Origin of the sequence: Rhizobium sp. Root149, assembly GCF_001427345.1 — a bacterium.
Taxonomy (GTDB): domain Bacteria; phylum Pseudomonadota; class Alphaproteobacteria; order Rhizobiales; family Rhizobiaceae; genus Neorhizobium; species Neorhizobium rhizoryzae.
Genome location: NZ_LMGD01000001.1, coordinates 594,198 through 607,154, shown reverse-complemented (window position 1 = coordinate 607,154; position 12,957 = coordinate 594,198). Strand labels below are relative to the sequence as shown.

The following is a 12,957-nucleotide window of genomic DNA, read 5'->3' as shown; positions in this document are numbered from 1 at the left end:
TCCGAATTCTGACGCGTATAGGCGTTCGCTGCGGCCAAAAATTCAATTTCGGTCAGGCGTTCCATGCTGTAGAACATCTCGCCATGAGCACGCAGATTGACGATAGCGGCCGCGTGGCCGACGCACCCTCCCACAACTTCGTTTACCGGGTCCTGCCGCGCTGGCTTTGGCCCTATGCGCAGTTGGCGCGTTGGGACCGGCCGATCGGATGGCAATTGCTGATGTGGCCGTGTTTCTGGTCGTCGGCGCTCGCGGCCAATGCGGATGGCGCGCCGGATGGCGGGTTCTCACTCGAACTCAAGCTTGCGCACCTCATCCTCTTCTTCATCGGCGCGGTCGCGATGCGCGGTGCGGGCTGCACCTATAATGATCTGGTGGACCACAGAATAGACCTGCAGGTCGCGCGCACCCGTTCGCGCCCATTGCCCTCGGGGCGGGTATCGCGTCTGCAGGCCAAGGTCTTCATGGCGCTTCAGGCGCTTGTCGGGCTCGTCGTGTTGTTGCAATTCAATACATTCACGATCTGGCTGGGCTTCGCCTCATTGGCAATCGTTGCGATCTATCCCTTTGCCAAAAGGTTTACGGATTGGCCGCAATTCTTCCTGGGGCTTGCCTTTTCCTGGGGTGCCTTGATGGGCTGGGCTGGCGTTTACGGCAGCCTTGGCTTGCCGGCTCTCTGGCTTTACTGCGCAGCCATCCTGTGGACGATCGGCTACGATACGATCTACGCCCATCAGGACAAGGAAGACGATGCGCTGGTTGGCGTCCGGTCAACTGCGCGCCTGTTCGGGGAACATACGAAGATATGGCTGTCGGCCATTTACGGCGCGGCCTTGCTGTTCTTCATTGCTGCCTTCATGACGGCACACGCTGGCCTGTTCGCCTATCTAGGTCTGCTTGTTGCCGCCGTCATGCTGGCCTGGCAGATCCTGGTGCTGGATATCGATAATCCCGATCAATGCCTGAAGCTGTTCAAGTTCAACAACCGGGTGGGCTTCATCATCTTTATCGGCCTAGCGGCGGCTCTGGCGCATTACAACGGCAATGCCTAGAGCACTTCCGGTAAACTCAGGGTCATGCTGACGGAGCGATTTTGTGACGAGATCAAGCCGAGACACGAAGGGCATATCCTTTGATACGGTCGAGTGGTTCGGCGCCGGTATCGGCGCAAAAGCGCCCGTCCCACCGATCGCTTCGCTTCGCTCTGGCGAAGCGGCAAAGGCGATCGGCAGGTTTGTCCGTGTGCGCGTTTGCCAAAGGCAAACGGCGCGGCGGGGTTTCCGATTGGCGGACGCCCGATGGCGAACCGGTCTTGCCCGATGCGGGAGCATCGAACTTCACCCGTTTCACCACCGGATCGCACGCGCCAATCGAGAAACAGAACTGACCCCGAGTTTGCCGGAAGTGCTCTAGTGACGATGCCTCAACGAAATCGCCCGGCTGACAGGAAACGTCGGCGCCGGGCAATTTCGATACTGAAATTATTGATAATCAGCGTCTTGCGATGATTTCCTTGCCTTCGATGCGCATGGCGACCCCCAGGCTGCCGGTCTGGCGGCGAACCAGGAAGCGTGGTCGGCGTGCGGCAAAGTAGGAGTGGCGGCGGCGCTGCTTGCTTTCCCCGGTTCGAATGTTTCCGAGGTGGTTTTCAAGCGGACGGGCAATGCCGTCTGCCTCGACCATCAGCATCGGGATCCGGAATGCTTCCGACCAGCTGCGCCAGTCGGCTGCGATATCGCAGAGGTCGTGAGCGACCAGCAGCGGGATGCAGAGGTCCGCATCTTCGTGGTGGAGTTCAAGTGTCACGGTCACTTCGCCATTGCCGTGATCGATGGCCCGAGCCGCGACCCCTTTGAAGGCGCGAGCGGGAAGAGCGAAGGAAAGCGGCAGGCCGCTCTCGGGGAGGATCTTGCGCAGGACTGCGCCGCGTTCGTCGATGGTAATGGTGACATCGCCGGCGGCATCATGCAGCCCGTACGTGATCTGCTGGGGAAAGCGCGCCGGGTCGAGCCGCAGCGTTGCACCTGCCCATGTGGGTTTCAGAACCGTATTTGTCATCTCGAATGCTACCCTTGTTTTACCTGAGAGCCGTTTCGGTCATCTCCCGGGACTTTTGTCCTCTGGTGGGCTCAACATAGGCGGCGCATTTGCAGAACGACTTAAAAATTGCGGTTAAGAAATTCTAGCGTCGTCAGATGGTTAGCGAATGTCAACTTCTCAAGGTTTCATTTGAGTGAATCCGGTAATCGCAGTGCGAGCCTGATACGAAACGCTCAAATGCGACAGGTCCGGGCAAGGGAAACGTGACACACTGCGAGAGCAATTCCTTAAGTTTCCGTATGTATTGTGGCGTCTCACACGTCGCATGAGGGTAAGAGGCCCCGGCCATGGTATCGACCTTTCTCAGCTACGATCTCGTCAACCGCGATCTCTATACGAGTCTCAATCGCGTGGCCAAACAGCCCGAGATCTCGCGAGAGGCTGACTATTACGAAGCCAACATCGCCAAGGTGAAGACCGTCGATGAGTTCATGAAGAACGATCGGCTGTATAACTATGCGATGAAGGCGTTTGGTCTGGGTGAGATGACCTATGCCAAGGCCTTCATGCAGAAGGTTCTGGAAAGCGATCTCGGTGACGAGACCAGTTTTGCCAATCGCCTGAGCGACAGTCGTTACCGCCAGTTCGCAGCTGCCTTCAATTTCAACAATACAAGCTCTGCGGTGGCCCAGACATCCAACCAGATGGATGATGTCATCGGGCTCTATTCCGCGACGATGGATGCCAAGGAAGAATCCGTCTCCGTCGAGGCAGGATATTTCAACGCGATGATGGGCACGATCACCAGTGTCGATCAGTTGCTGAGCGACGACCGTCTGCGCTCCTACATGTTCACCGCCTACGGTCTGGACCAGACCTATTACTCGCGCGATTTCGTGAAGGGCGTCCTGACCAGCGATACCAGCGATGCGAACAGCTACATCAACCAGAACCTCAAGCCTCGCAAGGATGCGCTGACGGCGGAAAACGCCGATCTCCAGGCGCAGGTCGATGCCGAGACAGATCCCGATAAACGCATTGCGCTTCGCAACAAGATCTTTGCCAACGACAAGACGCTGGGTACAATCGACCAGTACTACAAGCTGGCGGATGCCTTCCAGTTCAATGCGGATGGAACGGTCCCTTCGGGTGGTGCGCAGACGACTGATCAGTCCAAGGCCACCTATGAACTCTACCTCAGCAATCAGACCCGTGTATCCACCACGACGGCCACCAATGAGGATGCCTACTTCAAGTCCAAGATCGGAAGCGTGACGAAGATCGCGGATCTTTCCACGGACAGCCGCCTCTATGCCTATATCAGCAAGGCGTTCAATCTGGACGGTGTCATCTGGTCGAACATCGAGACAGCGCTGAAAAGCGATCTCAATGACCAGACAAGCGCAGTCTATACACTGGCGCAGGAAAAGCCGGGCCTGCTGGAACTGGCAAAGGCGTTCAATTTCGCATCGGATGGAACTGTCGCAGCCGGAAGTGCACAGACGGCAAAGCAGCAGGAAACGACGTCGAACTACTACTTCAGCCGTTATGACGACACGCAGGACGAAGCCGATGAGCAGGCGGCGCTTCTTTACAAGACGGCGATGACGGGTATCACCTCTGTCGACGACTTCATGGCAAAGCCCAATGCCTATGAATTTGCACTGAAGGCGGTCGGCCTCGATCCCGCCGATGTCTCGGCCTATACGCTCAAGCAGGTGCTGACGAGCGATCTCAACGACAGCAAAAGCTTCGTCTACACGCTCGGCGACGACCGTTATCTCCAGCTCGCCAAGGCGTTCAACTTCGGCAAGGACGGCAAGACGACGTCACCTGTCATTGCGCAGACGAGCGCCACGATCACGTCCATCGGTTCTGCTTATACCATTCAGCAGACGCGCCTGTTGAAGGGTGCGGAGCTGACAGCCGCCCAAACCAAGGCCAAGGAAGAAGTCAGCTATTATTCGAAGCAGATGGTCGAGATCGAAAACGCTTCGCAGTTTTTGGCCGATAGCCGTCTCGTCAACGTGCTGTTGACCTCCTACGGGGTTGATCCGAAGAGCGTGACCAATGATTTCCTCAAGCAGGTCTTCAAGTCGGATCTGTCTGATCCTGCGAGCTTCGTGAACCAGCAGAAGAATGGCGTCTGGGCGGAAATCCTTGGCTCGTTCAATTTCGACAAGAACGGAAACATCTCGCGCAACGTGAACACCGGCGTCCAGTCTCAGGGCAAGATCATCGAGATCGAGAACAAGTATAACCGCCAGACGCTGGAAGAGCAGCAGGGCGAAGCCAATCCGGGCGTTCGTCTGGCGCTCTACTTCGAGCGTATGTCGCCGAAGATCACCTCTGCCTATGATATCCTGGGCGATACGGCGCTTCTGGAGTTCTTCCGCGTGTCCTACTCTCTGCCGGAAAGCTTCAGCAACATGGACGTCGACAAGCAGGCGGCCCTCGTCGAGAAGTACATGACCTTGTCCGATCTCAAGGATAGCGACAAGGTCGCCAAGATGATCAGCAAATTCACGGCGCTCTACGACCAGCAGAATTCCAGCGCAAGCTCGTCAGCTCTCTCCATCCTGAACGGAAGCGGCGCCGCTGCCGGCATCAGCGCAGACCTGTTGTATTCGCTCTCGCAGCGTTGATCCGGTTCAGACGTTGATCACCTTGCCGGGGTTCATGATCCCGGCGGGGTCGAATGAACGCTTTATGCGGCGCATGAGATCGATTTCGATGGCCGGGCGAATACTGGCAAGCTCGTCCCGCTTCAACTGACCGATGCCATGCTCGGCAGAGATCGAGCCGCCCTTTTCCAGTACGATGGCATGAACGATTGCATTGATCTCGCGCCAACGGGCAAGAAATGCGGCCTTGTCGGCACCGACCGGCTGCGAGATATTGTAGTGAATATTGCCGTCGCCCAGATGCCCGAACGCGCAGATGCGCGCACCCGGCATGGCGGCCAGCACGGCCGTCTCGGCTTGTGCCATGAATTCGGGAATGCGCGCCACCGGAACGGAGACGTCGTGCTTGATCGAGCCACCTTCCGGTTTCTGCGCATCCGACATGCTTTCGCGCATGTGCCAGATCGCCTTGGCCTGAGCGACAGAAGCGGCAATGACCGCATCCTCGACAAGGCCCGCCTCAAGCCCCTGTTCCAGAACCTGGTGCACCATGGTTTCCGCTGTCGCGGCTGAATCATTGGTGGAGATATCGATCAGGACATACCACGGGTGAGGGGAAGCGAGCGGATCGCGCACGCCCGGAATATGGCGGGTCGTGAAGTCTATGCCGATCCGCGGCATCAGTTCAAAGCCTGTCAGTGCCGTGCCACACAGGTTGGAGGCCTTTTCAAAAAGCTGGAGTGCAGCCTGCGGTGAGGGCACGCCCGCAAATGCCACCTGATGTCCTGCCGGGCGGGGAAACAGCTTCAGAACAGCACCGGTAATGACGCCAAGCGTTCCCTCCGCGCCGATGAAAAGGTCTCGCAGGTCATAGCCGGTATTGTCCTTCTTCAGGCGGCGCAGACCGTCCCATATCTCGCCGGTCGGAAGGACGACTTCGAGCCCGAGGCAAAGCTGGCGCGTATTGCCATAGGCGAGAACGGCGGTTCCGCCCGCATTGGTGGAGAGATTGCCCGCAATGCGGCATGAGCCTTCGGAGCCGAGCGAGAGCGGAAACAGCCGCCCGACATCCTCGGCAGCCTTCTGGATATCGGCGAGAATGCACCCGCCATCGACCACCATGGTGTTGCCCAACGGATCGATGTCGCGGATGCGATTCATACGCTCCAGAGACAGGATGATGGATTTGCCGTCTTCCGAGGGTGTCTGCCCGCCGACCAGTCCGGTATTGCCCGTTTGCGGCACCACCGGCGTTCCGGTTTCGCTCGCCAGAGCCAGGATCTGGGAGACCTCCTGCGTTGAAGCCGGTTTGACAACCATGGCTGCCCGCCCGTGATAGAGCCCACGGTTCTCGGAAAGGCGGGGTGCCATCTCCTTCTCATCCGTGATGACATTGTCTTCGCCCACGATTGCAGCAAAGCGGGAAAGCAGGTCGGAAGAGGGGAGGCTGTCCATGATCGCTATCCTTTACGTGTCTCTCGGTGCAGCAGCCCGCGTCAGTCGGTCATTGATCGCTTCGCCAAGCCCGTGGTCGGGAACAGGGCCAACCGCAATTTTATCAACGCCTGTCGCGTCAGCCTGTTTCAACAGCCCGAACAGATTGGCGGCCGCTTCCGCCAGATCTCCACCGGGACTAAGATCGAACACGGCATGGGCCTTCTCGCTTCCGGTTACGGGCTGACCCGCAAAGCGGATCAGCGCCTCACCGGCCTGCGCATCCACGGCATTGAGCCGCACGAACGCCCCCGGAGCATAATGCGAAGCCAGCATTCCGGGCGCCTCGATTGTCGGTGCCGGACCCTCCTGGCGCTCAACCGGATGACCTAGCAGCGCCTCAATCTCCTCTGCCGCAATGCCGCCGGGGCGCAGCAGTCGCACGCGCTCGCCCTCGACGCGGATGATGGTGGATTCGACGCCGACCGGCGCAAGGCCACCATCCAGAATGAGGGACAGTTTGTCGCCCAGATCCTCTGCCACATGCTCCGCACTGGTGGGGCTGATCTTGCCGGATGTATTGGCGCTGGGGGCTGCAAGCGGTTTTCCGAAGGCGGCGATCAATTCGCCCGCAAAGCCTTTCGGCACACGCACGCCAACGCTATCGAGGCCGGCGGTTGCCAGCGGATGGATGGGACTTGTGTCCCGAAGCGGCAGAACCAGCGTCAGCGGCCCCGGCCAGAACGCGCGGGCAAGCTTTTCGGAAATCGGATCGAACGTGGCATGGTCCTTGGCCATGGAAAGATCTGCCATGTGGCATATCAACGGGTTGAACTGCGGACGCCCCTTGGTCTCGTAGATCGCAGTCACGGCTTTCGGGTTCGTGGCATCCGCGGCCAGGCCGTATACGGTCTCGGTCGGCAAGGCGATGGGCAGCCCTTCGGCAAGCCGTGCCACGCCTTCTTCGAGCGCGCGTTCATGTTCGGAGCGAATGGAAATGATAGTTGCAGCCATGATGATCTGGTGAATAACGCCAAATCCATCGGCCTTGCAAATTCTTTCAGAGCTTGCGGATGATCTCGCGAACCGTTTCGTCCGGCGCACCCAGCACCAGCACGTTCTTCAGCGCCTCCGCCGGATCATTCGTCTTGAACAGCAGCCCATTGCCGCGAATGCTGCGATCGATCTGCATGCGTCCGTCTTCCGCCAGCTGCATGGCAACGGCAAAATACATGCGCGAGTAGTCGGTGCGGATATGCTGGAAAAAGCCCTCTTCCTCCCCGATATCGGCAGCAAAATTGCAGATGTAGAAAGACCAGACGATTGGCCTTTGGCGATCAAAGCGCGTCTTGGCTGTCGTGACGTGGCAGTAGCCAAGATGCGGACGCTCATCCAGCGCCTTGCTGAAAATGATCTTCGGAAAGCGGATCAGCTTGTGAACGTTGTTCAGCCGCTCGTGGGTTGTCTCGCCCGCGGTGGTCAGCTTCTTTTCCGTGCGCTCCGCTACCTCCTCATAGGTCAGATAGCGGCGCTCGTCTGGCAGCCAGTCGCCTTTCTCGCGTGAGATCCGGCCTGTGCGCAAGAATTCCGAATGAGAAGCCTTCTTAGGCTGCGGCAGCAAAGGTCTGAGCGCCGCCGCATCAAAATAACGGAACTTCCTTTTCTCTTCCACGCCACGCTCTCCGAACCGGTACAGCCAAAAGTTTATTGCACTATCCTTAACGCTGGCTTGCGTGATTGCTGATTTTGATCTCTGTTCTGTTTGCGTCGTCCATTCCCACTTGGAAGCGGCGATACTATGACTTAAACCATTGGATACTTGAGATAGTTTAGCGAATGCGCCCATTGCGACATGTCGTTTTTCCTGTCGTCAATGCGGAACTGCATGTCGCAATGCCCTCTGTCGTGGCTGACCTGCTGTCGGCTATATTTATAGTCGACAAATCGGGGTCAATCCAGATCGACAGGAACGCAAGATGGATATTCGCGAAACCGTGCTGCGCCAGCTGAAGAACCACCGTGAGGGCTTCAGCCTCGAACAGCCCTTTTACATCGATCAGGATTACTTCCGCCTCGACATGGAAATGATCTGGTATCGCGACTGGCTCTTCATGGGTCATGATTGCGAGATCCCACGCGCCGGAAACTATTTCACGGTGCAGATCGGCGATTATCCGGTCGTTATCGTGCGCGGTCGCGACAAGATCATCCGTGCCTTCCACAACACCTGTCGCCACCGTGGCCACCGCGTCTGCACGGCACAGAAAGGTGCATCCGCCAAGCTCGTCTGCCCCTATCACCAGTGGACCTACGATCTCGATGGCTCGCTGGTCTTTGCCCGTCAGATGGGCGAGGATTTCGACAAGGCGCAGTTCGGCATGAAACAGGTGCACTGCGAAAGCGTCGGCGGCTACATCTTCATCTGTCTTGCGGATGAAGCGCCGGATTTTTCAGCGGTTCGCCAGACCATCGAGCCTTACATCGCTCCCCATCGCCTGTGGGAGAGCAAGGTGGCTTTTGAAAGCACCATTGTCGAGAAGGGAAACTGGAAACTCGTCTGGGAAAACAACCGCGAATGCTACCACTGTGCCGGCAACCATCCGGAACTGTGCCGCACCTATCCCGAAGCGCCGTCCGCAACCGGCGTGCAGGGTGCCGCCGACGATCCGGTTATCTCGGAACACTGGCAGCGTTGCGAGCAGGCAGGCCTGCCTAGCGCCTTCAACATGCATCAGAGCGGCCAGTTCCGCGTGGCGCGCATGCCGCTGATCGAGGATGCCGAAAGCTACACCATGAGCGGAAAGCGGGCCGTAAAGCGTCCTCTGTCCGATGACGTGACGATCTCGCATATCGGCACCATGCTGCTGTTCCACTATCCGACGACCTGGAACCACATGCTGGGAGACCACGCGATATCGTTCCGTGTGCTTCCCCTGTCTGCAGAAGAAACGCAGGTCACCACCAAATGGCTGGTGCACAAGGATGCCGTGGAAGGCGTGGATTACGACCTGCATGAACTGACCCATGTCTGGCAGATGACCAATGATCAGGATCGCTCGATCGTTGAAGAAAACGCCTTCGGCATCCGTTCGCCAGCCTATGAGCCGGGTCCTTATTCGCCGGATCACGAAGGTGGTGTCATGCAGTTCGTCGAGTGGTACACGAACTTCATGACGGAACGCCTGCAGGGCGACCGCGCCAAGCTTTCCGCCGTGGCCTGAGCATCATGACGCCAGTTCATCCCTACAAGCATGTCGATGAGATGCGGCCCTGGTCCGACCGGACGCATCTTCTGGAACTCGTCGCCTGGACGCCGGAAGCGCCAGACGTGATGACGTTTACCTTCAAGCCGGAAAATCCCGGCCACTGGTTCCGTTATCTGCCCGGTCAGTTCGTCACGCTGGAACTTCCGGTGGGGCCGGAACCGGTTTTGCGCACGTATACGCTCTCTTCCAGCCCCTCGCGACCCTATACGGTCTCGGTCACGGTGAAGGCGCAGAAGAACTCCATCGGCACGCGCTGGATGTTCGACAATCTGAAGCCCGGCATGAAGCTGCGTGCCATCGGGCCATTGGGGGATTTCTCCTACGTCAGGCATCCGGGCGACAAGTACCTGTTCATCTCCGCCGGATCCGGCATCACGCCCATGATGTCGATGACGCGCGACATGGCCGATCGTACGCCGGATACCGATGTCAGTTTCATCCACTGCGCCCGCTCGCCGGATGATATCATCTGCCGCTGGGAACTGGAGTATCTCGCGCGCCACCTGCCGCACTTCCAGCTTGGTTTCATCGTGGAGCAGGTCGGTCGGTCGCAGCTCTGGGCAGGCCTCAAGGGCTTCGTCGACAAGGCAAAGCTTTCGCTGCTGGCACCCGATTTCCTCGAGCGCACAGTATTCTGCTGCGGGCCGGAGCCGTTCATGGCAACGGTACGGGAAAGCCTGAAGAGCGCAGGCTTTGATATGAGCCGTTACCACGAGGAAGCCTTCCAGCCTGTTGCGGCGGAACTGCCCGTGGTCGTCGCAAACGCTGACGGAGAGGTGAAGGCCCACAAGGTTTCCTTCTCGATGTCCGGCAAGGACGGCAAATGCGAACCGGGCTTCACGGTCTTGCAAACGGCCCGCGCCAGTGGTGTGCGGATCGGGGCTGCCTGCGAATCCGGTCTGTGCGGCACCTGCCGCGTCATGCTTCTCTCTGGCGAGGTCGACATGGCGCACAACGGCGGTATCCTCGATGAGGAGATCGAGGAGGGCTATATTCTCGCCTGCTGCTCGCGTCCGAAAACGGATGTCGAAGTGGAAGCCTGATCACGCTTTCGTGCCTCTGCTGGCGGAACCTGTCTTCCACGACTGCGTTGGACGGCAAACCAAAAAGCAGAGGAAACCGAAAATGGGTATTTTCACCAGGAAGCTGGCGGTCATGGCAACGGCGCTCGTTGTAACGGTCACCGGCCTTGCCCCGGCTCAGGCCATGCCGTTCGCGCCGGTACAGCAAAAGCAATCGGCGGAAGCACCGGTCGTCAATGTCCAGTTTGACCGCCGATGGGATCGCCGTCATGACCGACGCTGGGACCGTCGCCACGAATATCGCGGCGGTTACTATAATGGTTATCGCGGTTACCGTGAACGCCGCTCGGGCTATCGCTACCATAATGGCTACTGGTTCCCGCTGGCAGCTTTTGCAGCCGGTGCGATTATCGGCGGTGCGACCACGGCACCCCGCGCCGTGGCCCCGGCTGGCGCATTGAGTTCCCGCCACTACGCCTGGTGCCAGCAGCGCTACAAGACCTACCGCGCCTACGACAATACTTATGTCGCCAATAGCGCGGGCGAGCGCCGCTACTGCAACTCGCCTTATTGATTTCTAAAGCATGTCGCGCAAAAGTGTGCAGCGGTTTTGCGATAAGGACATGCGATAAAACAAAGAGTTAAAGCGTCAGGAGCGAAGCTGAAAGATCGCGACGCGCTTTAACGGCAGCAATTCAACATGGCCCGGACTGTGCGACAGTCCGGGCCTTTTGCTGGAAATCTGAAGAAATTGTTAATGAGCGGTTCAGCTTCCGGTTTGTAAGCTTTCTCTATTCCGATTACACTCAAGTTGAACCCGGACAAGCTCGATCGTGAAGGGTTCAACACCTTCCAGATGATCGTTTCGGGTTGGAGACTGGATATGACAAGTTTGATGAAGAAAATCGCACTTCTCGGAGTGTCTGCTGCGGTTCTGGCGACCTCATTCCTGCCCGCCGAAGCGATGCCCCTGACCGCACGTCCGGAAGTGAAAAGCGATGTGCAGACCGTGCAATACTGGCGCGAACGCGATTACTATGGCGGCCATCGTGACGGATATTACGGCGGCTATCGCGGCCATCGCGAGCGCCGGGATGGCTATCGCTATCACAACGGCTACTGGTTCCCGCTCGCAGCCTTTGCAGCAGGTGCCCTGATCGGTGGCGCGGTTGCAGCCCAGCCGCGCTATGTGGCTCCGGCTCCACGCTATGTCGCCCCGGCGCGCTCCGGCATTAATCCACGCCACTACGAATATTGCGCGGCGCGTTACCGGTCGTATGATAGCTACAGCAACACCTTCCAGCCCAATCACGGGCCGCGCCAGCAGTGCTATTCTCCGTTCTATTGAGCGATTGAATTGTGAAGATTGCAAAGCCGTCCCTAGGGCGGCTTTTCTGCTTCACAATATCCTTGCTCGCCGCAGTATCCACCAGGCGCAAAGCACGGAAAGCACAATGAAGCCGAAGGCCAGCGTGGTGCCACCAACGCCATGGGCAAACGGCAGGTCTGAGGTATTCATCCCGAAAAAGCCGGTGACAAGCGAGGGTGGCAGCAGGAAGGCTGTCATCAGCGACAGGATGTAAAGGTGCCGGTTCGTCTCGGAGGAGAGCTTCGAGTCGATTTCCTCGTGCAGCAAGCGCGCGCGCTCCTGCAGCGCATAGACATCGTAATCCACCGATTCCAGTCGCGCCATCAAACGGCTGGCCGTATCGTCAAAGCCGGGCGGCATCTCGTCGTCGTCCGAAGCGCTGGCGCGGCGCATCAGGGTGAGAATGGTGCGAAGATGTCGATGCAGGCGCACGATGGTCCGGCGAACCGGCGCCAGTCTGCGGCGCTCGTCCCGCGCATCCACATCATAGACGATATCCTCGATCTGGTTCAGCTCTTCCGTCAGTTCCATGACGAGCGAAATCAGCGTGCGTTGGAATTCGATGACAATCAGTTCGAAGATGTCGATGGGCTGACGGCAACGTCCCGGGTTCTTCTCAAGGCTTGCCCGTACGCGGTCGATGGAGCGCAGCGGTTGCAGCCGCGTCGTGATGATCATGCGGTCGACGACAGCAAAATGCAGCCAGCCAATATCCCGCGTCTCGCTGTCGAACTCGCGCTGAAAATCCACCAGCGTTCCGTAGATCTTTTGCTCGTCCAGCGTGATGGAGGCATGCGTTTCGTGCGTGGTCAAAGCTGCAACGACATCCGCCGGAACAGTGCCAAGGCTCTCGAGAAATGCTGGAACGCGCTGATCTGCAAGGCTCAAATGCAGCCAAACGAAACCGTCGAACGGCAGCATGATCTGGTCGTGCGTGGCATCGGGCGGCAGCCGAGTGCACGATCGCTCTTCCCCGTGGCAACGATAGGCCCATACGATGCCGGGGATGGTGGGTCCTGAGAGATTGATCGTCACCCGGAACCTCGTGGATCGCGCGTTGAAAATGGTAGCGAACTCAAATGGAGAAGGCCGTCCCCATTCGCCGTAATCAACTATCGCAACGGTTTTGTGACAGCGCTCTCCAGCGCGATCACGCGGGTCAGAGCGAACGGGAGATTGACAAATCGTCTTACGTTTACGTA

Annotated in this window: 12 protein-coding genes; 7 read left to right on the top strand and 5 right to left on the bottom strand. The window is 58.4% G+C overall.

All coding sequences use genetic code 11. From position 1 onward, the window contains the following. The first annotated feature begins 83 nt into the window (after window positions 1–83). Together ubiA and ASD54_RS26415 are read left to right on the top strand one after the other, a co-directional pair. Window positions 84–1,052: a 4-hydroxybenzoate octaprenyltransferase gene (gene ubiA, locus ASD54_RS02920; protein WP_062553065.1), complete on the top strand. Its 969-nt coding sequence runs from the start codon at window positions 84–86 to the stop codon at window positions 1,050–1,052. Window positions 1,053–1,095: 43 nt separating this feature from the next. Beyond that, a complete protein-coding gene (locus ASD54_RS26415; RefSeq protein WP_156379030.1) occupies window positions 1,096–1,413 on the top strand; it encodes a hypothetical protein in 318 nt (105 codons plus the stop codon). A 78-nt stretch (window positions 1,414–1,491) separates the two neighbouring features. Here ASD54_RS26415 and ASD54_RS02910 read toward each other — a convergent pair whose 3' ends face one another. Beyond that, on the bottom strand, window positions 1,492–2,058 hold the full coding sequence (locus ASD54_RS02910) for a DUF6101 family protein (protein WP_062553063.1): 567 nt from the start codon (window positions 2,056–2,058) through the stop codon (window positions 1,492–1,494). Window positions 2,059–2,387: 329 nt separating this feature from the next. Here ASD54_RS02910 and ASD54_RS02905 point away from each other — a divergent pair, with 329 nt between their 5' ends. Next, window positions 2,388–4,685 (top strand): DUF1217 domain-containing protein, encoded by a 2,298-nt coding sequence (locus ASD54_RS02905; protein WP_062553062.1) that lies wholly within the window; start codon window positions 2,388–2,390, stop codon window positions 4,683–4,685. A 6-nt stretch (window positions 4,686–4,691) separates the two neighbouring features. Here ASD54_RS02905 and ASD54_RS02900 read toward each other — a convergent pair whose 3' ends face one another. The 3 genes from ASD54_RS02900 to ASD54_RS02890 are packed head-to-tail and all read right to left on the bottom strand — an operon-like array spanning window position 4,692 to window position 7,770. Then, a complete protein-coding gene (locus ASD54_RS02900; RefSeq protein WP_062553061.1) occupies window positions 4,692–6,119 on the bottom strand; it encodes an FAD-binding oxidoreductase in 1,428 nt (475 codons plus the stop codon). A 12-nt stretch (window positions 6,120–6,131) separates the two neighbouring features. After that, the gene (locus tag ASD54_RS02895) at window positions 6,132–7,112 is read right to left on the bottom strand and encodes an L-threonylcarbamoyladenylate synthase (protein WP_062553060.1); all 981 of its coding nucleotides are present in this window, start codon (window positions 7,110–7,112) and stop codon (window positions 6,132–6,134) included. 46 nt (window positions 7,113–7,158) lie between these two features. Next, window positions 7,159–7,770: a DUF6656 family protein gene (locus tag ASD54_RS02890; RefSeq protein WP_062553059.1), complete on the bottom strand. Its 612-nt coding sequence runs from the start codon at window positions 7,768–7,770 to the stop codon at window positions 7,159–7,161. Between the two features lie 304 nt (window positions 7,771–8,074). Between ASD54_RS02890 and ASD54_RS02885 the strand changes: the two genes are divergently transcribed. From ASD54_RS02885 to ASD54_RS02870, 4 genes are all read left to right on the top strand, one after another. Next, window positions 8,075–9,319 carry an aromatic ring-hydroxylating dioxygenase subunit alpha gene (locus tag ASD54_RS02885; RefSeq protein ID WP_062553058.1) on the top strand — a complete coding sequence of 415 codons (1,245 nt, stop codon included), beginning with the start codon at window positions 8,075–8,077 and terminating at the stop codon, window positions 9,317–9,319. 5 nt (window positions 9,320–9,324) lie between these two features. Further along, the gene (locus ASD54_RS02880; RefSeq protein ID WP_062553057.1) at window positions 9,325–10,407 is read left to right on the top strand and encodes a hybrid-cluster NAD(P)-dependent oxidoreductase; all 1,083 of its coding nucleotides are present in this window, start codon (window positions 9,325–9,327) and stop codon (window positions 10,405–10,407) included. An 82-nt stretch (window positions 10,408–10,489) separates the two neighbouring features. After that, window positions 10,490–10,960 (top strand): BA14K family protein, encoded by a 471-nt coding sequence (locus ASD54_RS02875; protein WP_062553261.1) that lies wholly within the window; start codon window positions 10,490–10,492, stop codon window positions 10,958–10,960. A gap of 309 nt (window positions 10,961–11,269) precedes the next feature. Beyond that, window positions 11,270–11,734: a BA14K family protein gene (locus ASD54_RS02870; protein ID WP_062553260.1), complete on the top strand. Its 465-nt coding sequence runs from the start codon at window positions 11,270–11,272 to the stop codon at window positions 11,732–11,734. A gap of 51 nt (window positions 11,735–11,785) precedes the next feature. On the opposite strand, the gene ASD54_RS02865 is transcribed toward ASD54_RS02870, so the two are convergent. Beyond that, window positions 11,786–12,784 carry a transporter gene (locus ASD54_RS02865; RefSeq protein ID WP_062553259.1) on the bottom strand — a complete coding sequence of 333 codons (999 nt, stop codon included), beginning with the start codon at window positions 12,782–12,784 and terminating at the stop codon, window positions 11,786–11,788. Between the last annotated feature and the right edge of the window lie 173 nt (window positions 12,785–12,957).

Bases quoted from the DNA above. Each gene is read 5' to 3' on its own strand.
- ASD54_RS02875 (WP_062553261.1), top strand. From the start codon at position 10,490: ATGGGTATTTTCACCAGGAAGCTGGCGGTCATGGCAACGGCGCTCGTT.
- ASD54_RS02885 (WP_062553058.1), top strand. From the start codon at position 8,075: ATGGATATTCGCGAAACCGTGCTGCGCCAGCTGAAGAACCACCGTGAG.
- ASD54_RS02870 (WP_062553260.1), top strand. From the start codon at position 11,270: ATGACAAGTTTGATGAAGAAAATCGCACTTCTCGGAGTGTCTGCTGCG.
- ASD54_RS02895 (WP_062553060.1), bottom strand. From the start codon at position 7,112: ATGGCTGCAACTATCATTTCCATTCGCTCCGAACATGAACGCGCGCTC.
- ASD54_RS02905 (WP_062553062.1), top strand. From the start codon at position 2,388: ATGGTATCGACCTTTCTCAGCTACGATCTCGTCAACCGCGATCTCTAT.
- ASD54_RS02900 (WP_062553061.1), bottom strand. From the start codon at position 6,119: ATGGACAGCCTCCCCTCTTCCGACCTGCTTTCCCGCTTTGCTGCAATC.
- ubiA (WP_062553065.1), top strand. From the start codon at position 84: ATGAGCACGCAGATTGACGATAGCGGCCGCGTGGCCGACGCACCCTCC.
- ASD54_RS02880 (WP_062553057.1), top strand. From the start codon at position 9,325: ATGACGCCAGTTCATCCCTACAAGCATGTCGATGAGATGCGGCCCTGG.
- ASD54_RS02910 (WP_062553063.1), bottom strand. From the start codon at position 2,058: ATGACAAATACGGTTCTGAAACCCACATGGGCAGGTGCAACGCTGCGG.